Raw genomic sequence first — 22,910 nt, 5'->3', positions numbered from 1 at the left:
CATCCGGAAAAAGAACTTATTGAAAACGGGTCGATTTATCGCGCGCCAGGCGCTCAAGGGCAAAAATAACCTGCTGCAGTTGTCGCTCCTGCACCGGATCGAGGGCTGAAAAGCGAAAGCTGAGTCGCGGCGTAATGCGGGTTTCGTTTTTATGGGTGACCACGCTGCGTTCGCCAATGTGCAACAGCTTTACCGGCACTTCAAAATGACCATATTCGCCCAGCTCGACGCGAAATTTTTTGAAGTTGTCGCCGGTTTGTAACCCTTCAGGCAGGGGTTCATCCACCAGCACACCGATTCCGCCCAGCGATAAATCCTGTAGTCGCAGGCGCGCTTTATTGCCGTCGGGCCACTCGGTGTGGCACCAGAACTGCGGTTCCAGCGGCGCATTGACGCGGAAAAATTCGCGACGCTGGATCTGCCACAGCAGTTCAGGCAGCGGCGCGCTGAAGGCAGGCAGTCCCTCGAACTCAACCCGCGTCAGCGCAGCGAGACTGAACTCTACTTTAGCGCCATAGGTTTCCGCCGTAATGCTCAGGTCATCGCAGTTCAGGGCGTAGTCGTTATCCAGGTTGTTACTGCCGAGGTCAAACAGCAACTGGCCTTCATCGGCAGCCAGCATGCGGCTGATAAATTGCCCACGGGAAAAACTCACCAGTAGCGGGGTCTGTAAACGCAGCAGATCCTTCATTACGCCCAGCACGGCCAGCGTGCCCCGTTTTAAATATTGTTCCTGATCGGCTTCTTTCACTTCCTGGCTCCAAAAGGTTAGTGCTTTATTTGTTCTGTTTTTTTTGCCTCATCTCCGTTATCGGCGTGGCAAAAAAAAGCTTTAGCCTCTGTCCGGTCAATAATAACTGTGAGCAAGTAAACATTTTTTGAAAACCTGTCTATACTTATCGCGGTAAACCGCTTGATTAATCAAGCGTTCACGATTTAATCAAAAAAAGGAAGGAGCAACAGATGGGTATTATTTCCTGGATCGTCTTTGGCTTAATCGCAGGTATTCTGGCGAAGTGGATCATGCCGGGTAAAGACGGTGGCGGTTTCATTCTGACTATCGTGCTGGGTATTATCGGTGCCGTAGTGGGTGGCTGGATCAGTACGCTGTTTGGCTTCGGTCGTGTCGATGGGTTTAACTTCGGCAGCTTCGTAGTTGCAGTCATTGGTGCCATCGTGGTGCTGTTTATCTACCGCAAAGTACGCAGTTGATCGTAACAGTTTAATAAAAAAAGGGGACGAATCGCTTCGTCCCCTTTTTCACTTCTGGCGATCAGAAATCGTAACCTATCGTCGCCATCACGCTGCGTTCCGCGCCCCAGTAGCAATAGCCGGTGCCGTAGCAGCCCGCCACATATTTACGGTCAGTCAGGTTATTGGCGTTAACCTGCAGCCACGCGCCTTTCAGACTGCTGTTCCAGACCCCGAGATCGGCACGCACCGAAGCATCAAACAGGGTAACTGACGGCACACGGGTAGTGTTTTCGTTGTCTGCCCACTGTTTGCCGATGTAACGCACGCCCGCGCCCGCGCTTAAGCCATAATCAAACTGATAATGACCCCACAGGGCCGCCATGCTGTTCGGCGTCACGTAAGGCGTGTGACCTTCATTGCCATCAACTGAATCTTTAAAGCGCAGGTGATTGAGGGTGTAACTGGCGACGGTGCTCAGACGTGGCGTTAGCTGATTACGCGCTTCCAGTTCAATCCCCTGCGAATGCACTTTACCGGACGGCGTATAGGTGCCGTCCTGGACATTACGGTTAGCCACATCCTTCTGCGTCAGGTCATAGACCGCCAGCGTATAGAGATCGCGGGTGCCGTTCGGCTGATATTTCACCCCGGCTTCATACTGCTCTGCCGTGGTTGGTTTCAGCAGGTTGTTATCAGGATCGGTCAGTGCCGTTGGGGTGATCGCCTGGCTCCAGCTGACATAAGGCGAGATACCGTTGTCAAACGCGTAAAGCAGCGCCGCGCGGCCGCTGATGTGGTCATCCTGCCGCCGATCGTTGCCGCTGTTGTTAGCGACAATCCGGTCATAGCGGCCAGAGAGATCGAGATGCCAGCGATCCAGCTTCATCTCATCCTGCAGGTAGAGGCCGGTCTGATAGTAGCGGCGGGTTTCATCGCTCCAGCTGTAGGCCGGCATTGCGCCAACCTGTTCGCCGGTCACCGCATTGAGCTGTGAGGCACCGCCGGCCGCGCTGCTGATCTCATTCTTATAGCGATGATACTCCGCACCGATCGCCACCCGATGTTCCACTTGCCCGGTAGCGAACTCCGCCTGTAGCCGGTTATCGGTAGCCCAGCCGGCCAGAGAGGAGCGCTCACCGGAATAGTAGCGATTCAGCAGGTCAGGATTTACCGCACTCCAGCCAATCTGATAAACCTGATCGAGATCGACGTTGGAATGGCTGTAGCTGCCGGTGGAGGAGAACGACCAGACGTCGTTAAAGCGATGGGCGAAATCGTAGCTGTAGATCTGTTCACGGCGCTTGAACTGATCCAGATCGCTGTTGCCTTCATAGAAACCGTTGCTCAGCTTATAGCCGTTATGCTCACTCAGGCTGCCGTCGCCCGGCACCGAGCCGTGATAGCCGCCGGACGGATCTTTCTGCAGATAGGCTTTGAGGATCAAATGGGTATCTTCATCCGGTTGCCACATCAGCTGTGGCATCAGCGCATACTTCTCTTCACGGGTATGGTCGTACTGCGTATCGCTGTTGCGGGTCACACCGGTCAGGCGAAACGCCCACTGATCGTTAATCGCGTTGGTGTAATCAAACATCGCCCCGGTGGTGGCGTTATTACCCGCCTGTAACTGGATATGGCCTTCTTCACTGAACTGAGGACGCTTCGTCACCATGTTGACCAGCCCGCCCGGTACCGTCTGACCATACAGAGCAGAAGAGGGGCCTTTAATCACATCGATCCGTTCCAGGAAGGCGTTATCGACCTGCAACACGTTGAAGCTGCCGCCGTCGCTCATCACCCGTAATCCGTCGAGGAAGGTGTTATCAACATCGCCGCCGTGGAAGCCGCGCAGGGCAATGGTGTCATAACGGGTCGCGGCACCGCCGAAGTTGGTAAATACGCCGGAGGTATAGCCGAGCGCCTGATTCAGGATCAGCGCGCCCTGATCCTGCATCTGCTGGCGCGTCACCACCGACACCGACTGTGGCGTGGTGATCAGCGGACGATCGCTTTTCATCGCGCCCTGGCTGGTCGTGGCAAGATATCCCTGTGTCGGGGAGTCAGCTTGCTCCTGCGGCTGGGCTGTGACCACCATATCAGCAGCAAAACTCAGAGCCGGCGCGGTCAGCGCCAGGGTGCAGAACGGGACATAACCTTTCAGCGGCGAGGGCAATCTCATTGAAATTCCTTTCATGGCAGAGGTTCAGCAGGTGAATAATAGCCTCGATAAGCATTCTCATTATCAGAGTGAGAATTATTACCGTTTGTAAGTTCGCTGCAATTTTGCCTGGCAATCGAAGAACGTCAAGTAAATTTCGCTAAAAGGCGAGGGCAGAGACCGCCGGCAAGGCCGACGGTCTCCAGAGAACATCAGGGTTGAGCGGCAGACGCCTGAGGAATATCGTGGGCGCTGTTACAGGTTTTATCTTTCGGGCAATATTTATCCAGCAGTTTCAGCGTGACGCCGTTGGTCCAGCCGAAGCCGTCCTGCAGCGGATATTCACCGCCACCACCGCCGCCGAGGTTTTTGCCTTCAACGACATATTTTTCAACCAGCTTGTGTTCGCGGTCATAGGTGTTCTGCACGTTCTGCAGGAAGCGCAGCCCGACCTCTTTCGCCAGTTTAGGTTGGTTGTAGTGTTCCAGACCTTCCACTGCCACCCATTGCAGCGGCGCCCAGCCGTTCGGGGCATCCCATTGCTGACCGTTATTGACGGTGGTGGTCACCAGTCCGCCCGGTTTCAGCAGCTGTTTTTCCACCGCACTGGCGGTGCTTTCAGCCTGCTTATCGCTGGCAACCCGCAGATAAAGCGGGAACAGCGTGGCGGCGGTCAGCTGCGAATGCACCTGTTTTTTCTGCCAGTCGTAATCGGCATACCAGCCCTGTTTGCTGTCCCACAGGTAACGGTTAATCGCGGCCTGACGCTTCTCCGCACGGTCGGCAAACTGCTTCGCCAGATCGTCCTGCTTATTCATCTGATAGCCTTTCGACAGCGTCTGCTCCAGATGGAACATCAGGCTGTTGAGATCGACCGGTGCCAGTTGGGTGGTACGGATGGTCGCCAGATTGTGGGCATCAGTGAACCAGCGGGAGCTGAAGTCCCAGCCCGATGCCGCGCCAGAACGCAGATCGCGATAAAGCTCCGCCTTGTCGCGCTGTGGCGCTTTCTTCGCGGTGGTCACATCATCCATCCAGGATTCGGTACGCGGCACATCGCGCGCATCCCAGTAGCGGTTCAGTACCGTGCCATCGCTGAGTTTGATGGCGCGTTTACTGGCTGAGCCGGCGGCCAGTTTGTCACTGTCGGCCATCCAGTAGTCATACTCTTTCTGCAGCTGTGGCAGGTAGCGGGTATAGGCTTTGCCGTCATCGTGGCTCGCCAGCAGGTCCACCATCAGGCTAAAGAAAGGCGGTTGCGAACGGCTCAGGTAGTAGCTGCGGTTGCCGTTCGGAATGTGGCCGTAACGGTCAAGCAGCGAGGCGAAGTTATCCACCATATCCTGCACCCGGTCCCAGTGGCCACTTTCCGCCAGGCCGAGCATCGTAAAGTAGCTGTCCCAGTAATAGACTTCGCGGAAACGGCCGCCCGGCACCACATACGGTTTCGGCAACGGCAGCAGCGAGTCATACTGACCGGCACTGCTGGCGGTGCGGGTCAGCACCGGCCATAAGCCGTCGATATGGTCACGCAGATTCTGCCCGGCAGGCGGCACATATTTATCGCCCTGAGTGGGCAGCGTGAAGTTGGCGGCAACAAAGCGTTTCAGATCAAAGTTGCGCTGTTTCTTCTGCATCTGCCAGTCGGCCAGAATCGATGCCGGATCGTATTTTGGCACTGCATCAGCAAAGGTTTTTTGATCGGGGAAGAACTTTGCTTGCTGTACGGCATTAAACAGTGGCCCTAAACGGACATCCGGCGGCTGCGGCTGATTATTCAGCATACGCGACGTGTCGTCGGCGTGAACGGTGAAGGCAGGTACGCTCAGCAGCAGCGTGAGCAGAAGGGGTGCATAACGCTGACGCCGTTCAGTGGCGTTTACCTCAATTTTTGTCATCGGTTTTTCTCCTTGTCCGAAACGCGGCCGCGTGTAACGCATTGACCACACGACCAACTTTAGACCTTATCTGCCCGCTTCACCCTGAAGCCAACCGGAAATGTGAAGCCACGTGAATAATTTTTACTGAAAAAAGCGTTTTTTCCAGCCGGTTTTTGCTTGCCCTGATGCCGGTTTTCCCTGACGCTGAAAGAAAAAAAGGAGAGCAGGATGGAGATCATCTGGTATCACCCGTCGCAACCCGCCGCGACATGGATTAACGGTTTACAACAGCGTCTGCCGCAGGCGCGGGTACGCGCCTGGCAACCGGGCGATGAGAGGCCGGCCGATTATGCGCTGGTGCGTTCTCCGCCAGCAGAGATGCTGCGAGGGCGCGCCGGGCTGCGCGGGGTGTTTGCGCTGGGTGCCGGGGTTGATGAAATTCTCCGCCAGCTACAGCAGTATCCGGATATGTTGCCGGAGACGGTGCCGCTGTTCCGGCTGGAAGATACCGGTATGGCGCGGCAGATGCAGGAGTATGCGGTCCACAGCGTGCTGAGCTGGTTCCGTCGCTTTGACGATTACCGGTTACAGCAACAGCAGCGCTGCTGGCAGCCGCTGCCCGCTTACCCGCGCGACAGCTTCACCATCGGTATTCTCGGTGCCGGGGTATTGGGGCAGAGCGTGGCGGAAGCGCTTAAACCCTGGGGATTCCCGGTGCGGGTCTGGAGCCGGTCGCCGAAGCAGATCGCGGGCGTAACCAGCTTTGCCGGCCGTGAGGCGCTGCACGATTTTCTGCAAGAGACCCGGGTATTAATCAACCTGCTGCCCAGCACTGCGGAAACCATCAACCTAATCAATCACGACTTTTTCCAGCAGCTGCCGCACGGCGCTTTCTTCCTCAACATCGCACGCGGTGCGCAGGTGGTGGAAGCGGATTTACTGGCGGCGCTCAACAGCGGCCAGCTGAAAGCCGCCGCGCTGGATGTGTTCCAGGTCGAGCCGTTGCCGGAATCGCATCCGCTCTGGTCTCACCCGCGCGTTACGCTGACACCGCATAATGCTGCGGTAACCTTAATCGACGAAGCTATTGACTATATCGCCCGGGCGATTCACCAGCATCAGGCGGGAGAAACACCGCAGGGGCGGGTCGATCGTCAGCGTGGCTACTAATTACCCTGCCCAATCAGGGCTATCAGCAGGAGAAGATGATGTATCCGGTAGATCTGCATATGCACACCATCGCCAGTACGCACGCCTACAGTACGCTGCACGATTACGTCACTCAGGCCAGACAAACGGGACTGAAACTGTTTGCCATTACCGATCACGGGCCTGATATGGCCGATGCACCGCATTACTGGCACTTCATCAATATGCGCATCTGGCCGCGGGTGATTGATGGCGTCGGGATTCTGCGCGGTATTGAAGCCAATATTAAAAACCAGCAGGGCGAGATTGACTGCTCCGGTCCGATGCTGGATGCGCTGGACCTGATCGTGGCGGGCTTTCATGAGCCGGTCTACGCACCGCGTGACCGAAAACACCATACTGACGCGATGATTGCGGCGATGGCGGGGGGACTGGTGCATATCATCAGCCATCCGGGTAACCCGAAATTCCCGGTGGATATTCCGGCAATCGCCGAGGCTGCAGCCCACTACGATGTGGCGCTGGAGATCAATAATTCTTCCTTTACCCATTCGCGTCCGGGCAGTGAACCTAACTGCCGTGCAATCGCTGAAGCGGTGCGTGACGCAGGCGGGCGGCTGGCGTTTGGCTCAGATTCACACACCGCCTTTACGCTCGGCCATTTTGAACACTGCCTGCGCATCACCCGCGAAGTGGATTTTCCAGAGGATCGGGTGTTAAATGTCACGCCGCGGCGTCTGCTCGACTTTCTCGAACAGCGTACCGGCAAACATATTGCTGAACTGGCTGACTTTTAATTTACTTTGCCTCAAGGAAACTGACTCATGAATGAGTTTTCCATTCTGTGCCGCGTGATCGGCTCACTGTTCAATCGTCAGCCGCAGGACCCGCTGCTGGTGCCGCTGTTTACCCTGCTGCGTGAGGCAAAACTGCAGGCGCAGTGGCCGCTGGAGCAGGACGAACTGCTGACCCGTCTGCAACAGAACAGCGATCCGCAGGCGCTGGCCGCCGATTACAATGCGCTGTTTGTCGGCAGCGACTGTAAGGTGTCACCGTATGCGTCACAGTGGCCGGAAGGAAAAACCGAACCGGAGGTGCGCGCCTTTCTGACCTCACGCGGCATGCCGCTGAGCGATGCGCCTGCCGATCATTTTGGCGTACTGCTGCTGGCGGCGTCATGGCTGGAAGATCAGTCAGCGGAAGATGAGAGCAGCGCCCAGCTGGCGCTGTTTGAAGAGTATCTGCTGCCGTGGTGCGGCACTTTCCTCGGTAAGGTTGAAGCGCACGCTACCACCGCGTTTTACCGCACGCTGGCCGCCCTCAGCCGTGAGGCGATTCAGGCGATGTACAATGAACTGCTCGACAGCACCGACTCCCAGCAGGATGCCTGATTTACCATGATGCCGGGTGCGTACCCGGCAGACAGCCCGGCGTCGCGCAGAGTTGTGCGGTACCGGGCAGCCAGGATGGCGCCCGCAACCTCACGCCCAGCCCCCACTGCGTTAACTCATAAAATGGCAGATTATCCTCTGTCTTCGCCAGGATAGCTGATTGATCGCTGCCCGGTGCCGCAGGATGCTGCTGCAACAGCCAGGCGGTGCGCGCCAGCGATAGCCGCACCTGGCTGCCATATCCGTTAGCCAGCCGCTGACGTAATCCCTCCAGTACTGCCGCTGCCAGCAGATAACCGGTGGCATGATCCAGCGCCTGCACCGGCAAGGGCGTCGGCTTATCACTCTGCTGCCACTGCATTCCCTGTTCGGCAATGCCACAGCCCATCTGCACCAGGCTGTCAAAGCCGCGCCGGTTGCGCCACGGACCCTGCCAGCCCCAGGCATTCAGGCTGACGTCAACCAGCCCTGGTGCCAGCGCCTGTCGGGTAGCGGCATCAAAGTCGAGCCGTTCCAGCGCATCCGCCCGATAACCGTGTACCAGCACATCGGCCTCACGCAGCAGGTGGCTAAACTGCTCGCGATCGGCAGGGCGCGTCAGATCGAGCACCGCCCGGCGCTTGCCACAGGTGATCTCCTCATCCAGCGACGGTTCCTGCCAGCCTGGCGGATCGATACGCAACACATCGGCACCGAGGCTGGCCAGAAAGCGGGTGGCGACCGGGCCGGCAATAATTCGCGTCAGATCCAGCACCCGAATGCCGAGCAGTGGACGTGCCTCGGGCAGTTGCCACTGCGGCGCGGCGGCCTGACCGGTGGTCTGCCAGGCGAACAGCGGCTCCTGAGCCACGGCCTGGCCCTGCGGATGCTGCTGCCAGGCGGCAGTGCTGCGCATCTCCGCGGCGCAGCCGCCCGCATCAACGATCGCCTGCTCCAGCTCACCGGCGGACCAGCGCTGCACCTCACGCGCCAGCGAGCGACGGTCAGCGTGCTGGCCCAGCACCCGCTCCATCGCCTGCCGATGATGGGCGGCGTTGGTATGCAGGCGGATCCAGCCATCGCGGCTGGCGTAATCGCCGGCAAAGGCATCCCACATCGCGGGTGCAGGGCGATTAAGCGGCATAAAACTGTGCTGAAACCAGCGCGACGCCAGCCGGACATTCACCTCAACCGGGCGACTGGTATTGATCAGGGCGGCTGTGGCCTGCGTGGCGAGGCCGATGCTGGTGGCCGCCAGTTCACTGACGGCAAAGGCGGCGGGGAAACTGGCGTTATCGACAAAGGTGGGTAACGGATGCGCTGCGGCGTTGCCACGCAATCCCTGCCACATCTGCTGCCAGAGGGACGTGGCGAGCTGATGGTCCATGTGCTGTGCTCCTGACGAGTGACAATCACTCAAGCATAGCACGCGTGATTAACGTCGCCGCAGACGCGGGAAGCGGGCATGCATTCGCAGATTACGCAGATTGATCACCGCAATCGCCGTGCCGAGGATCACCAGCGAGGCACCAATAATTTTGAAGCTGTTAAGGCTGTCACCCAGCACCACAATCCCCATCAGCACTGACAGCACCGGCGTCAGCAGCGAGTAGGGCATGATCAGGTTAACGTTGTATTTCTTCAGCAGCATATACCACAGCGTATAGGCGACAATCGATGAGGCGATGGCACTGTAGAGGATGGCAAACCAGCCGTGCCAGCCCGCATGACGCAGGGCGTAGAGCTGATGCGACTCCATCACCAGGCTGGCAACACCGACAATCGGGATGGCGAGGAAGGCGATCCAGCCGGTCATGGTCAGCGGTTTAATTGACGGTGATTTTTTGACAATCAGGTTGCTGACCGCCCAGCCGGTTGCGCTGCACAACAGCAGGCACAGCACCCACCACGTAGGAATGGTCGGGCTGCCGGAGAGCACTACCACGCCGCTCAGCGAGATCATAATGCCGGCCAGTTGCACCAGCTTCAGCTTTTCTTTTAACACCACCATCGCCAGCAGCATGGCAATCGGCGTACCGAGCTGAACCACGATTGCGCCGGTCCCGGCATCGGTGTACCGCATACCGGCAAACAGCAGCGAGAAGTGCATAAAGCCGAAGGTAAAGGCCAGCAGCAACAGCCAGGGTAGCTGCTGTCGGGTGATGCGGCAGAACGGCACCAGCACAATGGCGACCACCACAAAACGCATAAAAGTCAGAAACAGCGGCGGAAGCTCAAGTAAGCCCCATTTCACCGCCACGTTGTTGAAGGCCCAGATACACACCACCATCAGAACCAGAAAAAAATGCCGCACCGCCACAATAATATCCTTAACTTTTTTTGCTTAGCTGGCTAATGATGGCACGAACCAGGGCATTTCAGGCAGCAGCGGTTAGAAATTTTCTGTCGCGCTGAGAAAAATAAAATCATAAGACTTTTTTGCGCGTTGCTGTCAGACTGATTTTCCGAAACGCCTCTTGAACAGGACCCGATTCGGTATGACCCACACGCCCGCCTTGCCCATTGCATTGATTCAGCTTGAAGTCCCGCCCGCTAACGTCGTCGCGCAGATTGGTGAACAACCACGCTGGTTCATTGACGCGTTAGAGTTACAACCTGATGAGTATCTGATCGTCCGTCCGCATCTGGGCGAGGCGTTGCCGGCCTTCGACCAGATTTCTGCGGCGATCCTCAGCGGATCGTGGGCGATGGTCACTGACCATGCCGACTGGAGCGAACGCAGCGCCGCGTGGATCAGAGCGGCCATCGACGCGTCGTTGCCGTTACTGGGCGTCTGCTACGGCCATCAGCTGATGGCGTATGCGCTGGGTGGCGAGGTGGCAGATAACCCGAATGGCTGGGAACGCGGTCTGCTGCCGGTCACCTGCGGTGCCCAGGCGCAGCGCGACCCGCTGTTACGGAAACTGCCGCCGACCTTCAGCGCCTGGCTGTCGCACCGACAGTCGGTGCTGATGCCGCCGTCGCAGGCACAGGTATTAGCCGCCTCTGAGCGCGATGGTTGCCAGATTATTCGTTATTCACCGCAGGCGCTGTCAGTGCAGTTTCATCCCGAATTCTCGTCAACCATCATGCGCGCCTGTCTGCCGGACGGCAGTGGTGAGGTGGCTGGTGTGATGGAAGGAAAAGACTGGGCGCGTGAACTGTTAACCACCTTCTGGCAACAGACGCGCCCGTCAATTGAGCAGGCTCAGGGAGCGTAGTGGCGGGTACAGCGATAAACCCAGGCGGGCGGCACGTTTTTCAGTACCCGTTGCCGCTCCCAGGTAAAATAGCGTGACAGGTCAGGCTGGGTCAGCGAAGTGTACTGAAATTGCACAAACACTCCGTTCGGGCCCAGCGCAGCGTAGACCGCGCGCAGAATCGCCTCACGCAGTGCAGGCGGCAGCGACAACAACGGCAGGCCGGAGAAGATCGCATCATATTGGCCGTTGAGATACTCCGCGGAGCAGGTGCGTACCGTCATACGGTGATCGTCTAACGCATTAAGCTTCTCCGCCAGCATACTGCTGATTTCGAACACATCCAGCGTGGCTTCCGGTGCCATTCGTTCCAGTAACCGACGGGTCAACACACCGTCTCCTGCGCCAAGCTCGGCGATACGCAGCTGATTATTCCATTCCACCGACTCGATCATGGTGCGGCACAGCGCATCGGATGAGGGCGTAATACTGCCCATCTTGCGCGGATTGCGGATGAACTGATGCACGAAGTTTGCCTTGGCGCGCATTAAGGTGAAAGCCGAAGCCAGCATGCTTACCTCCAGTATGAATTCTTCCTCATATTGACCCCATCCTGCTGACAAGTTTCTTATTTATAAGCGCAACCGGGAAAAGTCGGAATTATCTGTAGCGGCAGCCGATGCGGCTTTTCCTTCGGGGCGGTCACAGTTTCCGGGCAACAGATCTGACAGGCTGGCAATGATCCTTCATGTTAATAATAAGTTTCATCATTGTTGCATCTCGTCACCTGTAAGGAGAATGACCATGCGTTACGCCGCCCCCGGAGAACAGGGTTCTCTGATCACGCTACAAAAGAATTATGGCAACTTTATTAATGGTGAATTCGTCGCGCCGGTGAATGGCAACTACTTCACCAACACTTCACCGGTAAACGGTTCAGCGGCAGGTGAGTTTCCGCGTTCTGACCGCGCGGATGTGGATAATGCGGTCGCCGCCGCAGCGGCAGCGGCCGATGCCTGGGGTAAAACGTCACCGCAACAGCGTTCATTGCTGCTACTGAAAATCGCTGACCGGCTGGAGCAGAATCTGGAATACATGGCGGTAAACGAGACCTGGGATAACGGCAAGCCGGTGCGGGAAACCCTGGCCGCCGATATGCCGCTGGCGGTCGATCATTTCCGTTATTTTGCCGGCTGCGTGCGGGCGCAGGAGGGCAGCGCAGCAGAGATTGATGAATTTACCGCGGCCTACCATTTCCATGAGCCGCTGGGGGTGGTGGCGCAAATCATTCCGTGGAACTTCCCGCTGCTGATGGCCGCATGGAAGCTGGCACCGGCGTTAGGTGCCGGAAACTGCGTGGTGCTGAAACCGGCGGAGCAGACGCCGTTGTCGATCACCCTGTTTGTCGATCTGATTAAAGATTTACTGCCGCCCGGTGTACTGAATGTGGTGCACGGTTTCGGCAAAGAGGCGGGCGAAGCGCTGGCGTCCCATCCGGGCATCGCCAAGGTCGCCTTTACCGGATCAACCGCCACCGGCGGCCATATTCTGGAGCTGGCAGCGAAAAGCCTGATCCCTTCAACGGTCGAACTGGGCGGCAAATCCCCCAACATCTTCTTTGAAGACATCATGCAGGCGGAAGAGAGTTTTATTGAGAAAGCGGCTGAAGGCGTGGTGCTGGGCTTCCTTAACCAGGGCGAAGTCTGTACCTGCCCCTCGCGGGCGCTGGTGCAGGAGTCCATTTACGAGCCGTTCATGGCGGCGGTGATGAAACGCGTCAAAACCATCAAGCGGGGCGATCCGCTCGATACCGAGACGATGGTCGGGGCGCAGGCATCACAGCAGCAGTTCGATAAGATTCTCTCTTATCTGGAGATTGCCCAGCAGGAAGGCGCAGAGGTGCTGGTGGGCGGGGGGGTTGAGAAGCTGGACGACGCGCTCGCCAGTGGTTACTACATCCAGCCGACCTTACTGAAAGGTAACAACAGCATGCGGGTGTTCCAGGAAGAGATTTTTGGCCCGGTGATTGGCATTACCACCTTCAAAGATGAAGCCGAAGCGGTCAGCATCGCCAATGATTCGATTTACGGCCTGGGTGCTGGCGTCTGGACGCGCGATATCAACCGCGCTTACCGCGTGGGCCGGGCGATCAAAGCCGGGCGAGTCTGGACCAACTGCTATCACCTCTATCCGGCGCATGCCGCTTTTGGCGGCTATAAAAAATCGGGTATCGGACGTGAAACCCACAAGATGATGCTCGATCACTATCAGCAAACCAAAAACCTGCTGATCAGTTACAGCATTGAGCCACTGGGTTTCTTCTGAGGATGCAGATGAGACGTGCTGCCGGCAGGCGGCACGTCATTCCGGTAGTCGCGGCTGCGCGCTTCATGGGAGCCTTAATTTGTTAGTAACCTCGATCTTTATCATCCCGTCTATCTGAATATCCTTTTTCAAAAATCAGCGCCTATTTTGTGTCAGTCTTATTCTTAACGTCGCGGCAGCTAACAGCAGCCGATCAATACTCAATGCCTGTATGATGCCATGAACGGCTGAGATCAGAGTATGACGGTATTACTGTGACTGGTCGGCAAAGGGCGGTGCTGTTTATCGTAGCCATCGGTCAGCTTGTATTGCTTATCAAGGGGATTGGCATTTTCCTGGTATCAGTAGCTGGATAACGGCATCTCCCGTGGAGCAATAAAGTTCCATTGAAATGGCATGACCCGCCTTTTGTCAGCAGAAGGCGATGGTCCCGAAGAGCGTTTGTTGCAGGAGAGTGGACGTCTGAGAAAAAAGAACCGCCAGATAAAATGCAAAAAGCCCGCTCAGATTTCTCTGAGCGGGCTTCTCTAAATTTGGCTCCTCTGACTGGACTCGAACCAGTGACATACGGATTAACAGTCCGCCGTTCTACCGACTGAACTACAGAGGAATCGTTTGAACGAGGCGAATATTAACGGCGTCGCCCGAAGGTGTCAACAGCAAAAAATACATTATCATTCAACTGGCTAGCTTTAGCGCAAAGCGATCGTGATTTAAGCAGTTTGCGCTGACAAGGCGACGATTCTCGTCAGCGGGTCCTGCTGATAAAAGTGGCGCAGATGCTGGTACATCGCCGGGAAGCGCTCGGCCAGCAGATCCGGCGCGGTAAAGAAATATTCCGACAACACGGCAAAGCACTCGGCCGGGTCGCTGGCGGCATAGGGATCGATGCTCGCCGCCTGTTCGCCCACCAGATCAACTTCGCTTTCAATCGCCGCCATCGCCGCCCGCAGATCTTTCTCCCACAGCGCCACCTCACGCAGCGGTATCACCGGAATCCCGCTGGTATAACCGCCGCCGCGGGCATCCAGTTTATGCGCCACTTCGTGGATCACCAGGTTGTAGCCGGAAAGATCAAACGAGTCCTGAATATCGAGCCAGTTCAGTACCACCGGACCCTGGGTCCAGCTCTGACCGGCATGCACCGCGGGCGCGCTGTGCACCAGACCCGCTTCGTCCTGCCAGAGATCGTCAACTTCAAACGGCTCCGGATAGATCAGCACATCGTGAAAGCCGTCCAGCCACTCCAGCCCCAGTTTCAGCACCGGCAGACAGAACAGCAGGGCGATGCGCACGCTGCGCAACTCATCCAGCTGAACCCCTCCGAGCGGCACCAGCTTTTTCTGTTGCAGGAAACGTTGCGCCAGGTGCACCAGCGCCTGCTGCTCCTCTTCACTGAGCAGCGTAAAAATCGGCTGCGCCAGACCAGGCTGCCACGGCAGCGCGGCCAGTGCAGGGTCGTTATGCGTTTTCCACGGCCATTTAAACATCGTCACTCCCGCACAGAACCGGACTATCTCGCTATCCTGGCGCGCCAGATATAAAAATGCCAGCATCGAAAACAGCATGCTGGCACCATCGATCTGGCTGCAGGGCATAAGGCTGTCTATTCAACCCGTTAGCGCAGCCGTTGTCTGTGATTCAGCCCGCAAAGCGCAGGCCTGAGGTGTTACTTACGCTCAATGCGCTGGAACTCAATCACCCAGACCCACGGGTTTACTTCCCAGCTGGTGGCACCGTACTGCTTTTGCCAGGCTTTACGGTACGCCTCTTTAGGCGATTCCGAATTAACGTTCATAGTGAAGAAATTGTTGAGGAAGTGCGAATCGGTCTGCACCCCTTCGGCCATAATGTCATCTTCACTGATGTCCTGAATCTTCTCGGCCCGCACCCCGGTAATTTCCAGGTTAATGCGGCTGGCCCAGCGCGGCATGTGGATGGCGGTCTGCCAGCCAAACTGCTCGGCTTCCGGACTGCTCATTATATGCTGTCCCAGCTCGTTACTGTCCGCGCGATACTGGCAATAAGCCGGCTGGCGGAATGGCGTCGGATCGCGCTCATACTCTGCCAGCGCATCTTCGGGCACCAGCGGACCACGCCAGGTTTCACGCACCCACAGCACATCGCCGGGTTTGCCATACGGACAGTGATAACTGATATCCGTCATCGACATCATTTTGTAGCCATGCAGATGGTTAGCACTCACATCGAAAGCATGCACACCTTCGTGATGATCCTGTCCCGGGCCGAAAGCCTGAGTTTTCATAATGCGCCGGGTTTGCGTTTGCTGGCCAACCAACAGGGCACGAACACGCTGTTCGGAAAAAAGAATCGGCCGTTCTTTCATGGATTACCTCTTTTTATTAGTAGAACCCGGTTACTGCTGTAAACATCCCCTTGCTGCACTTCAGAGGATTATCATAAAGGGTATAAATCATTTTGCTTAATAATTTGTCGATGGGTCTTCAGGCGACAATGGCCGCTTTTGGTGTTAAAAAACCTCAAAATGCAAAAACCGCACCAAAGCTTATCATGCAACGTCCATAAAGCGCTGAATAGCCCGGATACAGTACGTTATAACGGTAAAAATAGGAACCTTTTCGGAATTGTTCACCTGTGATTATTGACAGTTTTTCCGTTATTTAAGGAATTTGATCGCGCGCAATGCGGCCAGCCAGATTTTTTTCTGCTGGAACAAACATTACACCCATTAAACTAATTCGCTTAGCGACGATCAGTTAAGGAAAGCCCGAAAAGCGCTGAAATTGCGGTTATTTTGTATAAGAGATGCTATAAAAATGATCCAGATCTCATTTTCCTGCCGGAAAACCCTGGCAGCGCCGCTCTTTTCCTCAGCACTGAAAGAAAAGTGTCATTAGCCAGTCGCTATGATGGCTTGCCGTTTGCGCACCGATCGCGACGCAGTTTTGCGATTGAATACTACAGGGAGATAATTTATGTCACTCACACTCTGGCAATCTCGCTATGAAAGCTGGTTTCAGGCCAACTGGATCCACGATGACGGCGCCCATGATATTGCGCTCTTACGCCGCGTATGGATGAGCGCACAACGGATCATGGCAGGCAGCGCCGCCAATCCGCTGGTGGTGTTAACCGCCTGCTATTTTCACGATGTGGTCAACCTGCCGAAAAATCACCCTGAACGCCATCTGGCTTCGACCTACGCCGCCACGGAAACGCAGCGTATTCTGCAACAGGATTTTACCGACTTCCCGGCAGAGCTGATTGAGGCGGTGATGCACGCCGTTAAAACCCACAGTTTCAGCGCCGGCATCCCGCCGCAGACGCTGGAAGCCAAAATCGTTCAGGATGCCGACCGGCTGGAGTCGCTCGGCGCCATTGGTCTGGCGCGGGTATTCTATACCGCCGGGGCATTGAATCGTCCGCTGTTCGACAGTGCCGATCCGCTGGGAAAAGATCGCGAGCTGAATGATGTGAAATGGACGCTGGATCACTTCCAGAAGAAGCTGCTGCGGCTGCCGGAAACCATGCACACCGAGACCGGGCGGATGCTGGCGGAACATAATGCTGACTTCCTGGTGCGCTATATGGCCAAGCTGTATGCGGAGTTGCAGGGCAATCTGACCGGGATGGACGAAGGCGTGCTGCGGGACTTTACGCCATTACGGACCGAATATTAAATTTTTGTGACAGTATGTTAATCGAAACGGTCATCCGGTAGCGTGGAAGCAATAACAAAAAGGAGCAGCACGATGACCGAAACCGTTAATTTGACGATTAAAATTGATCCCGCACTGAAAGAAAATATTAAACAGTTGGCGCTGGAGAACCAGATTTCGATGAGCCAGGAAATTGTGCAGCGTTTGCAGGCCAGTCTGGAAACGCATCCGCATCCGGCGATTGATAATCAGGATCTGACCGAAGCGTCCCCCGACGGGCTGACCAGTGCGGAAGTGAAACAGATTCGCCTGCTGCTGAAGAAGCAGGGCAAGAAGAAGAAGTAAATGCAAACCCGTCGCCTGACGGGTTTTTTATTTTATCCCGCCTCACCGCCGTGGCGAAACTGCTGCACCGTCTGCGCCAGCCGGCTGGCCTGCTGGTGCAGCGCATCTGCCGCGTTGCTCTGCTGCACACTTAATCCTTCACTGGCCTGTAACTGCTGATTGAGCGCCTCCACCTCGGCGGCAATGTGCGACACCCGGGCGCTTTGCGCGCTGGCGTTGTGTTGCAGCTCATTCAGTCGCGTCACTACTGCGCTGACCGCCTGCCCGATCTGCCCGAACAGCGTTTCCAGCGACTTCACTTTGCTGAAGCCACTATCAACATGGTGTCGGGTATGCTGGATTAGCTGATCAATCTGGCGCGTCGAGTGACCGCTTTTGGTCGAAAGTAAGCCAATCTCTTTTGCCACCACCGAGAAGCTGCGGCCATAGATGCCAGCGTGCGCCGATTCAATGGCGGCGTTCAGGGCCAGCAGGCGGGTCTGCAGCGACAGGCTATCCAGCAAATCGACTATGCCGGCAATGTCACCCGAAGCCTGCACGATGTGCCGCATCTGACTTTCCATCTGATCGACCTGACCGGCGCACTGCTGCATTAAGCGGTCGGCGGATTGCGCCTGATCGGTGGCCTGCAGCGAGAAGCGGGTGCTGTTCTCCACCTCTTCAGAGACCCGATGCAGACGCTGTGACAGATGACTGAAGCTGGCATTCTGCGCCTGATGTTGCTTGCGCGCCTGCTGGTTAGCGTGCTGCATCTCGCCCGCAGCGGCGGTCACGCTGACGGCCACTACGTCAATCTCATGAATGATGTGGCGCAGGCCCTGGCGCATCTCATCCATCGCATTGAACAGCTGTAACGTCTCACGCGACTGCCTGCGGAGTGGGGCGGCAGGCGCCAGCAGATCGCCGGTGGCGATAGCCTGTAGCTGGCGACTGGCCTGCTGCAATGGCGTAATCACCCCGCGCAGCAGCAGCACGCCGCCCGCCACCAGCAGTCCGGACAGCAGCCCGGTCACCAGCAGCGACACATTGCGGGTGCCGGTTAAGCTCGCCAGCGAACTGCGATTGACGGCGGCCAGCTGGCGATTCGCCTGGCTGATCTCGCCGAACCAGGCATCGTTAAACTGCTGCTGGTAGGCTTGCATTGGCACCATAAAAAAGGCGTCGGTGCTGCTGGCGGCCAGCCCCTTAAGCTGCTCGGTTAGTCCCTGGCTCAGCAGAATAAAGCTCTGTTGCAGCGCACTGTCAGGCGCAGCCTGGTAGCGGCTGAACAGCCGTTCGGCCTCGCTCAGCGAGGCGTTCGCACTCTCCGCCAGGCTTTTCCAGCTGTCGACCGATCCGCTCTGCTGGTCCTGCATCAGATAAATTCCCGCCCGATGACTGTTATCACTGGCGGTCAGCAGTTCGATGCGGGCGCGATCGAGCAGAGCCAGCCGCTCGCGCAGATCATGGGTCTGCGCCAGGCTGCGCTGCGCCTGGCTAACCTGGGCGGTCAGCAGCACAATACCGGCCGATTGCAGCAGGCAGAACAGCACCACGAACAGAATGAAATGGCCACGCAGGCTGGTCAGCCAGCCCGGCAGCGTAAGGGAAAACCGGCGATTACGACCGCGCAGCGGCAATAAAGTAAGCAGTGACATCACGCAACCCGAAATAAGAAAAAGCGCAGTATTAAGGGGTTACGTGACATCTTTGTGACAATCCGGTCGGATGACGGCAGAACAGCAGAATCGGTTTTCTTAACGGAAACCGCGCACCTTAATCAGCGCGTAACTGACGAATATGGGGCAGCAAAAGCTGAGCGACCGCCGCAAATACCGGCACCACCACCGAGTTACCAAATTGCTTATAAGCCTGGGTGTCCGACACCGGGATACGGAACGGTTCACTGCCCGGTACGTCGAAGCCCATCAGGCGGGCGCACTCGCGCGGTGAGAGTCGGCGCGGACGGCGCGCCATATTGGCCGGATGATGAAACTCTGCTTCGCCCAGTGCGCTATCCCAGCCGCGATCGATCAGAATTTCCGAACCATCCTTGTAGTAACGTGCCGACAGAGTACGCACGCAGCAGTCGGGATTACGCGGATCGTTAAGCCCGAAGCCGAAGCCGTTGCCTTTAGCCTTGTGCTTTTTGGCGTACTGGTAGAGATAGCGCCACAGCACCGGTGACAGAATATATTTCTCATCTGGCTGCGGTTCCAGCAGGCTTTGCAGGCTCGGCACCTGCGGCGGGAAGAACTTTTTGATATCGCGCAGGGTGAAATCCTGACAGCCTTTGATATCGCGGCGGATGCCAACCAGCACGATGCGTTCGCGGTGCTGCGGCAGAAAATGGCGCGCATCAATGACCTTCGCATCCGGGCCGCTGGCGGCGGCATCGGCCACTTCATAGCCCAGCTCATCCAGCGTCTCCATGATAATGGCGAAGGTCCGGCCCTTATCGTGGCTCTTGAGGTTTTTCACATTTTCCAGCACGAAGAACGGTGGCTTTTTCGCCGCCAGAATGCGGGCGACATCGAAAAAGAGCGTGCCCTGAACCTGGCACTCAAAGCCGTGCGCGCGGCCCAGCGCATTTTTCTTGCTGACGCCGGCCAGCGAAAATGGCTGGCAGGGGAAACCGGCCAGCAGCACCTGATGATCGGGGATCGCCGCATCAATCGCGCGGTAAATGTCGGCGTCATCGCTGAGGCCTTCTGGCTGCGTTACCTGGCGGATATCGGTGTTGAAGTGATGTTCGAGCGGATCGCTATAGTGATTGGCCTTATAGGTGCGGACCGCTTCTTTATTCCACTCGCTGGTGAATACGCATTTGCCGCCGATGGCCTCAAAGCCTTTACGAATGCCGCCAATACCGGCGAACAGATCGATAAAGCGAAACTCAGGCGCGTCATAATGAGCCGGCCGGCTTGGCAGCAGGTCCTGCAGCAGCGCCAGTTCAGCGTCACACAGCGGCGGCAGCGCGCTTTTGCCCTGGCGCACCCGGTTGAGCAACGCAGGCGTCCAGTTGAGAAAGCCGGCCTGGTGCAGTCGGGTGGTCACATCCCGGACCGAATAGATGTCGAGCACTTGCTGTAACAGTTGAGACGCATCAGACGGTGAAAGAGCAGCAGAGAGTGGTTCAGCAATGGCGGCGGGGTGCATGCGTTTTTCCTTAACAGTGAGCCGCCTATGCTATCACTCCTGACGCAGCGAGGAAATTGGCGGCGTGTGCCACCGGACCGATTGGCCGGAGGGACATTTTTTACGGCAGCAATCTGATAGCGAGCCTCTGCTGCTTTCGCTTTTCGTGGCGCAGGCTAAAGTTGAAGGACCAGCAAAAAAGGAGAATTTATGGCTGACGTTCACTCCAGCGAAACACGCAGCAAAAATATGCGTGCTGTTCGCGCGCAGGATACTGCTATTGAGCAGCGTGTGGCGCTGTTGCTGAAGGATCGCGGATTCAGCTATCGGGTACAGGATAAAAATCTACCGGGCCGACCCGATTTTGTACTGCTGGAGCAGCAGGCAATTATTTTTGTGCACGGCTGCTTCTGGCATCGGCATCACTGCTATCTTTTCAAACTGCCGGCCACCCGTACCGAATTCTGGACCGGCAAGATCAACAGCAATGTCGAACGTGACCGGCGTTATGTGCGTCAGCTACAGGAGAGCGGCTGGAAGGTCCTGATCATCTGGGAGTGCGCCCTGCGCGGCAAACTGCGGCTGGCGGATGGCGATCTGCTGGAGCGGCTGGAAGAGTGGCTGCTGGCAATGACGCAGAGTGCCGAGATTGACCATCAGGGTATTCATCATTATCGCGAAGAGTGAGCCTTGCTAATCAGCAACATAATTGGTTAGATCTGCGCTTTCTCCGTGGCCAGGAGCCTGACATGAGCAGCATTAAACTGACGGTTAAACGCCTCTACCAGCTGCGCGACGAGCGCATGGTGAACACCAAAGCGACCGCGCGCGTTTACCTCGGCGACAGGCTGATCGCCACGGAAGAGATCACCGGCATGACAGAAAGCCCGGTCAGTAAGTATTTACATGCTGAAGGCGCGGCGGGTGAAGCGGTGCGGGTAGAGTGGGATTGTGAGGGCATCGCCGAGATGACGGTGACGGAAATCGAGCGCTGCCCATGTTGTCAACATAACGAACCAGACTAAGGATACGATTTTGGCGGGAACCAGCTTACTGACTTTACTTGATGATATTGCAACACTTCTGGACGATATTTCCGTCATGGGGAAAGTGGCGGCGAAAAAAACCGCTGGTGTACTGGGTGACGATCTGTCGCTGAATGCCCAGCAGGTGACCGGCGTAAAAGCCAACCGCGAACTGCCGGTGGTGTGGGGCGTCGCCAAAGGATCGTTTCTGAACAAACTGATCCTGGTGCCGCTGGCGCTGATTATTTCCGCTTTCGCACCGTGGCTGATTACGCCGCTGCTGATGATCGGCGGCGCTTATCTCTGCTACGAAGGCGTGGAAAAAGTGATGCACAGTCTGCAACACGACAAGCAGCATAAATCGCCGGAAGCGCGTCAGCAGCGCCTCGAGTCGCTGGCAAAGCAGGATGCGGCGGAGTTTGAAAAGAAGAAGATTAAAGGCGCGGTGCGCACCGACTTTATTCTGTCAGCAGAGATTGTGGCCATCACCCTGGGGATCGTGTCGGAATCGCCGCTGCTCAATCAGGTGATTATTCTGGCGGGCATCGCCATTCTGGTCACCATTGGCGTTTACGGCATTGTGGCGGCGATTGTTAAAATCGACGACCTCGGCTTCTGGCTGCGCGAGAAGTCCTCACCTATCGCTCAGGGCATCGGCAGCGTGTTGCTGGCAGCGGCACCGTGGCTGATGAAGATTCTGTCCGTGGTTGGCACCATTGCGATGTTCCTGGTCGGCGGCGGCATTGTGGTACATGGCATTGCGCCGCTGCATCATCTGATTGAAGAAGTCAGCAGCGGTTTCAGCGGCTGGATCGCCATGCTGCTGAGCAACGGCGCCAATCTGGTGCTCGGTTTTATCATTGGGTCGATCGTGCTGTTGGTGGTGAACCTTATTGCCAAACTGCGCGGGAAATCGGTATAAAGCGCACTGTAATTACGGTCAGGAGAATGACGATGAACGACGACATGTTTGAATTTGATATCGACGCGCAACTTGAGCAGGCTGAAGCGAAAGCAGAGAAAAAGGCCAGCGAAGTGCCGGACGATCTGAGCGACGAAGCGGATTGCGAAGGCTGCAAAATCTGATTCCAGCCTGAACCCCATTCAAAGCGGATAATAATTATTATCCGCTTTTTTTATTTTCAACATATCCAACTGCTTAATTCTGAATTTGCCGCTTATTTGCGTGCCTTAACAGGCAGAAACCTTTTTTGACTGCTATAAAGAAAATAATCAAACCACAGGGTCAATGAGGAGGGCGCAACATGGTTTTTGCAATCAGTGAAGAAGTTCAGCACAAGAAAGACGGACAGACGATGGTGGTGACCGGCTACGCCAGCGGAATGGTCGAGTGTCGCTGGTATGATGGCTACGCGGTACGTCGTGAAGCATTTCGCAGCGAAGAGCTTAGCGCCTCAAATCCCGCCCGACAGCTTGCCAGTTAAGCGGCCTGCGATCAGGCCTGTAGGTCGCGAGATCTGACAGGCCCCGCTTTACCGCATTCCC

24 protein-coding genes and 1 tRNA gene are annotated in these 22,910 nt (G+C 56.6%); 13 read left to right on the top strand and 12 right to left on the bottom strand.

Annotated elements, in window-relative coordinates; genetic code table 11:
• Positions 1–16 precede the first annotated feature (16 nt).
• A complete protein-coding gene (locus ACLIBF_RS13075; RefSeq protein ID WP_089561028.1) occupies positions 17–751 on the bottom strand; it encodes a flagellar brake protein in 735 nt (244 codons plus the stop codon).
• Positions 752–963: 212 nt separating this feature from the next.
• Between ACLIBF_RS13075 and ACLIBF_RS13070 the strand changes: the two genes are divergently transcribed.
• Positions 964–1,212 (top strand): GlsB/YeaQ/YmgE family stress response membrane protein, encoded by a 249-nt coding sequence (locus ACLIBF_RS13070; RefSeq protein ID WP_031375306.1) that lies wholly within the window; start codon positions 964–966, stop codon positions 1,210–1,212.
• A 61-nt stretch (positions 1,213–1,273) separates the two neighbouring features.
• Here the strand turns inward: ACLIBF_RS13070 and ACLIBF_RS13065 are convergent, their stop codons facing one another.
• The 3 genes from ACLIBF_RS13065 to ACLIBF_RS13055 all read right to left on the bottom strand — a co-directional run bounded on the left by ACLIBF_RS13065 (position 1,274) and on the right by ACLIBF_RS13055 (position 5,471).
• Complete coding sequence (locus ACLIBF_RS13065) at positions 1,274–3,373, bottom strand: TonB-dependent siderophore receptor (RefSeq protein ID WP_448309936.1); 2,100 nt, start codon at positions 3,371–3,373, stop codon at positions 1,274–1,276.
• Positions 3,374–3,564: 191 nt separating this feature from the next.
• Positions 3,565–5,250: an alpha,alpha-trehalase TreA gene (gene treA / locus ACLIBF_RS13060; RefSeq protein WP_031377878.1), complete on the bottom strand. Its 1,686-nt coding sequence runs from the start codon at positions 5,248–5,250 to the stop codon at positions 3,565–3,567.
• Between the two features lie 59 nt (positions 5,251–5,309).
• Positions 5,310–5,471, bottom strand: coding sequence for a hypothetical protein (locus tag ACLIBF_RS13055; RefSeq protein ID WP_158087056.1), 162 nt, complete (start codon positions 5,469–5,471; stop codon positions 5,310–5,312).
• Here ACLIBF_RS13055 and ghrA point away from each other — a divergent pair.
• The 3 genes from ghrA to ACLIBF_RS13040 are packed head-to-tail and all read left to right on the top strand — an operon-like array spanning position 5,461 to position 7,772.
• The gene (gene ghrA / locus ACLIBF_RS13050; protein WP_279810310.1) at positions 5,461–6,402 is read left to right on the top strand and encodes a glyoxylate/hydroxypyruvate reductase GhrA; all 942 of its coding nucleotides are present in this window, start codon (positions 5,461–5,463) and stop codon (positions 6,400–6,402) included. The genes ACLIBF_RS13055 and ghrA overlap by 11 nt on opposite strands.
• A gap of 38 nt (positions 6,403–6,440) precedes the next feature.
• Entirely contained in the window at positions 6,441–7,178 is a 738-nt protein-coding gene (locus ACLIBF_RS13045) for a phosphatase (RefSeq protein ID WP_069729187.1), read from the top strand.
• Between the two features lie 27 nt (positions 7,179–7,205).
• Complete coding sequence (locus ACLIBF_RS13040) at positions 7,206–7,772, top strand: TorD/DmsD family molecular chaperone (RefSeq protein ID WP_279810309.1); 567 nt, start codon at positions 7,206–7,208, stop codon at positions 7,770–7,772.
• Position 7,773: 1 nt separating this feature from the next.
• On the opposite strand, the gene ACLIBF_RS13035 is transcribed toward ACLIBF_RS13040, so the two are convergent.
• Positions 7,774–9,138 carry a CoA transferase gene (locus ACLIBF_RS13035; RefSeq protein WP_448309934.1) on the bottom strand — a complete coding sequence of 455 codons (1,365 nt, stop codon included), beginning with the start codon at positions 9,136–9,138 and terminating at the stop codon, positions 7,774–7,776.
• A gap of 48 nt (positions 9,139–9,186) precedes the next feature.
• Positions 9,187–10,071, bottom strand: coding sequence for a DMT family transporter (locus ACLIBF_RS13030; protein ID WP_279810308.1), 885 nt, complete (start codon positions 10,069–10,071; stop codon positions 9,187–9,189).
• A gap of 178 nt (positions 10,072–10,249) precedes the next feature.
• Here ACLIBF_RS13030 and ACLIBF_RS13025 point away from each other — a divergent pair, with 178 nt between their 5' ends.
• Entirely contained in the window at positions 10,250–10,972 is a 723-nt protein-coding gene (locus ACLIBF_RS13025; protein ID WP_031377115.1) for a glutamine amidotransferase, read from the top strand.
• On the opposite strand, the gene ACLIBF_RS13020 is transcribed toward ACLIBF_RS13025, so the two are convergent.
• Positions 10,960–11,523, bottom strand: coding sequence for a class I SAM-dependent methyltransferase (locus ACLIBF_RS13020; RefSeq protein WP_031377114.1), 564 nt, complete (start codon positions 11,521–11,523; stop codon positions 10,960–10,962). The two genes, ACLIBF_RS13025 and ACLIBF_RS13020, sit on opposite strands and share 13 nt — an antisense overlap.
• A gap of 232 nt (positions 11,524–11,755) precedes the next feature.
• On the opposite strand from ACLIBF_RS13020, the gene exaC reads away from it, so the two are divergent.
• Positions 11,756–13,276 (top strand): acetaldehyde dehydrogenase ExaC, encoded by a 1,521-nt coding sequence (exaC, locus tag ACLIBF_RS13015; protein ID WP_031377113.1) that lies wholly within the window; start codon positions 11,756–11,758, stop codon positions 13,274–13,276.
• Positions 13,277–13,810: 534 nt separating this feature from the next.
• Here exaC and ACLIBF_RS13010 read toward each other — a convergent pair.
• From ACLIBF_RS13010 to ACLIBF_RS13000, 3 genes are all read right to left on the bottom strand, one after another.
• Positions 13,811–13,886 (bottom strand) — tRNA-Asn (locus tag ACLIBF_RS13010).
• 103 nt (positions 13,887–13,989) lie between these two features.
• Positions 13,990–14,766 (bottom strand): DgsA anti-repressor MtfA, encoded by a 777-nt coding sequence (gene mtfA, locus ACLIBF_RS13005; RefSeq protein ID WP_240493211.1) that lies wholly within the window; start codon positions 14,764–14,766, stop codon positions 13,990–13,992.
• 179 nt (positions 14,767–14,945) lie between these two features.
• Complete coding sequence (locus ACLIBF_RS13000) at positions 14,946–15,623, bottom strand: hypothetical protein (protein WP_031377111.1); 678 nt, start codon at positions 15,621–15,623, stop codon at positions 14,946–14,948.
• Positions 15,624–16,233: 610 nt separating this feature from the next.
• Between ACLIBF_RS13000 and ACLIBF_RS12995 the strand changes: the two genes are divergently transcribed.
• A complete protein-coding gene (locus ACLIBF_RS12995) occupies positions 16,234–16,938 on the top strand; it encodes a phosphohydrolase (protein WP_448309932.1) in 705 nt (234 codons plus the stop codon).
• Between the two features lie 72 nt (positions 16,939–17,010).
• Complete coding sequence (locus tag ACLIBF_RS12990) at positions 17,011–17,262, top strand: hypothetical protein (RefSeq protein WP_031377109.1); 252 nt, start codon at positions 17,011–17,013, stop codon at positions 17,260–17,262.
• A gap of 32 nt (positions 17,263–17,294) precedes the next feature.
• Here ACLIBF_RS12990 and ACLIBF_RS12985 read toward each other — a convergent pair whose 3' ends face one another.
• The gene (locus ACLIBF_RS12985; protein WP_448309931.1) at positions 17,295–18,899 is read right to left on the bottom strand and encodes a methyl-accepting chemotaxis protein; all 1,605 of its coding nucleotides are present in this window, start codon (positions 18,897–18,899) and stop codon (positions 17,295–17,297) included.
• Positions 18,900–19,017: 118 nt separating this feature from the next.
• Positions 19,018–20,400, bottom strand: a complete 1,383-nt coding sequence (dcm, locus tag ACLIBF_RS12980) for a DNA (cytosine-5-)-methyltransferase (protein ID WP_031377107.1) — start codon at positions 20,398–20,400, stop codon at positions 19,018–19,020.
• A 189-nt stretch (positions 20,401–20,589) separates the two neighbouring features.
• On the opposite strand from dcm, the gene ACLIBF_RS12975 reads away from it, so the two are divergent.
• From ACLIBF_RS12975 to ACLIBF_RS12955, 5 genes are all read left to right on the top strand, one after another.
• The gene (locus tag ACLIBF_RS12975) at positions 20,590–21,066 is read left to right on the top strand and encodes a very short patch repair endonuclease (RefSeq protein WP_448309930.1); all 477 of its coding nucleotides are present in this window, start codon (positions 20,590–20,592) and stop codon (positions 21,064–21,066) included.
• 62 nt (positions 21,067–21,128) lie between these two features.
• Positions 21,129–21,404, top strand: a complete 276-nt coding sequence (locus ACLIBF_RS12970) for a hypothetical protein (protein ID WP_031377105.1) — start codon at positions 21,129–21,131, stop codon at positions 21,402–21,404.
• 10 nt (positions 21,405–21,414) lie between these two features.
• Complete coding sequence (locus tag ACLIBF_RS12965; protein WP_031377104.1) at positions 21,415–22,326, top strand: DUF808 domain-containing protein; 912 nt, start codon at positions 21,415–21,417, stop codon at positions 22,324–22,326.
• A gap of 32 nt (positions 22,327–22,358) precedes the next feature.
• On the top strand, positions 22,359–22,490 hold the full coding sequence (locus tag ACLIBF_RS12960) for a hypothetical protein (RefSeq protein ID WP_255352405.1): 132 nt from the start codon (positions 22,359–22,361) through the stop codon (positions 22,488–22,490).
• Positions 22,491–22,669: 179 nt separating this feature from the next.
• Positions 22,670–22,849, top strand: coding sequence for a YodC family protein (locus tag ACLIBF_RS12955; protein ID WP_031377103.1), 180 nt, complete (start codon positions 22,670–22,672; stop codon positions 22,847–22,849).
• Positions 22,850–22,910 lie beyond the last annotated feature (61 nt).

This window comes from Pantoea sp. PGP6 (assembly GCF_053474785.1).
This window is presented reverse-complemented; position numbering and strand designations above follow the sequence as displayed.

What these genes read in the sequence shown, in the direction of transcription:
- exaC (WP_031377113.1), top strand. Translation starts at nt 11,756, where the DNA reads ATGCGTTACGCCGCCCCCGGAGAACAGGGTTCTCTGATCACGCTACAA.
- ACLIBF_RS12970 (WP_031377105.1), top strand. Translation starts at nt 21,129, where the DNA reads ATGAGCAGCATTAAACTGACGGTTAAACGCCTCTACCAGCTGCGCGAC.
- treA (WP_031377878.1), bottom strand. Translation starts at nt 5,250, where the DNA reads ATGACAAAAATTGAGGTAAACGCCACTGAACGGCGTCAGCGTTATGCA.
- mtfA (WP_240493211.1), bottom strand. Translation starts at nt 14,766, where the DNA reads ATGTTTAAATGGCCGTGGAAAACGCATAACGACCCTGCACTGGCCGCG.
- ACLIBF_RS13025 (WP_031377115.1), top strand. Translation starts at nt 10,250, where the DNA reads ATGACCCACACGCCCGCCTTGCCCATTGCATTGATTCAGCTTGAAGTC.
- ACLIBF_RS13065 (WP_448309936.1), bottom strand. Translation starts at nt 3,373, where the DNA reads ATGAGATTGCCCTCGCCGCTGAAAGGTTATGTCCCGTTCTGCACCCTG.
- ACLIBF_RS12995 (WP_448309932.1), top strand. Translation starts at nt 16,234, where the DNA reads ATGTCACTCACACTCTGGCAATCTCGCTATGAAAGCTGGTTTCAGGCC.
- ACLIBF_RS12960 (WP_255352405.1), top strand. Translation starts at nt 22,359, where the DNA reads ATGAACGACGACATGTTTGAATTTGATATCGACGCGCAACTTGAGCAG.
- ACLIBF_RS13035 (WP_448309934.1), bottom strand. Translation starts at nt 9,138, where the DNA reads ATGGACCATCAGCTCGCCACGTCCCTCTGGCAGCAGATGTGGCAGGGA.
- ACLIBF_RS13040 (WP_279810309.1), top strand. Translation starts at nt 7,206, where the DNA reads ATGAATGAGTTTTCCATTCTGTGCCGCGTGATCGGCTCACTGTTCAAT.
- ACLIBF_RS12975 (WP_448309930.1), top strand. Translation starts at nt 20,590, where the DNA reads ATGGCTGACGTTCACTCCAGCGAAACACGCAGCAAAAATATGCGTGCT.
- ACLIBF_RS13055 (WP_158087056.1), bottom strand. Translation starts at nt 5,471, where the DNA reads ATGATCTCCATCCTGCTCTCCTTTTTTTCTTTCAGCGTCAGGGAAAAC.
- ACLIBF_RS12985 (WP_448309931.1), bottom strand. Translation starts at nt 18,899, where the DNA reads ATGTCACTGCTTACTTTATTGCCGCTGCGCGGTCGTAATCGCCGGTTT.
- ACLIBF_RS13045 (WP_069729187.1), top strand. Translation starts at nt 6,441, where the DNA reads ATGTATCCGGTAGATCTGCATATGCACACCATCGCCAGTACGCACGCC.
- ACLIBF_RS12955 (WP_031377103.1), top strand. Translation starts at nt 22,670, where the DNA reads ATGGTTTTTGCAATCAGTGAAGAAGTTCAGCACAAGAAAGACGGACAG.
- ACLIBF_RS13070 (WP_031375306.1), top strand. Translation starts at nt 964, where the DNA reads ATGGGTATTATTTCCTGGATCGTCTTTGGCTTAATCGCAGGTATTCTG.
- ACLIBF_RS13020 (WP_031377114.1), bottom strand. Translation starts at nt 11,523, where the DNA reads ATGCTGGCTTCGGCTTTCACCTTAATGCGCGCCAAGGCAAACTTCGTG.
- ghrA (WP_279810310.1), top strand. Translation starts at nt 5,461, where the DNA reads ATGGAGATCATCTGGTATCACCCGTCGCAACCCGCCGCGACATGGATT.
- ACLIBF_RS13000 (WP_031377111.1), bottom strand. Translation starts at nt 15,623, where the DNA reads ATGAAAGAACGGCCGATTCTTTTTTCCGAACAGCGTGTTCGTGCCCTG.
- ACLIBF_RS12990 (WP_031377109.1), top strand. Translation starts at nt 17,011, where the DNA reads ATGACCGAAACCGTTAATTTGACGATTAAAATTGATCCCGCACTGAAA.
- dcm (WP_031377107.1), bottom strand. Translation starts at nt 20,400, where the DNA reads ATGCACCCCGCCGCCATTGCTGAACCACTCTCTGCTGCTCTTTCACCG.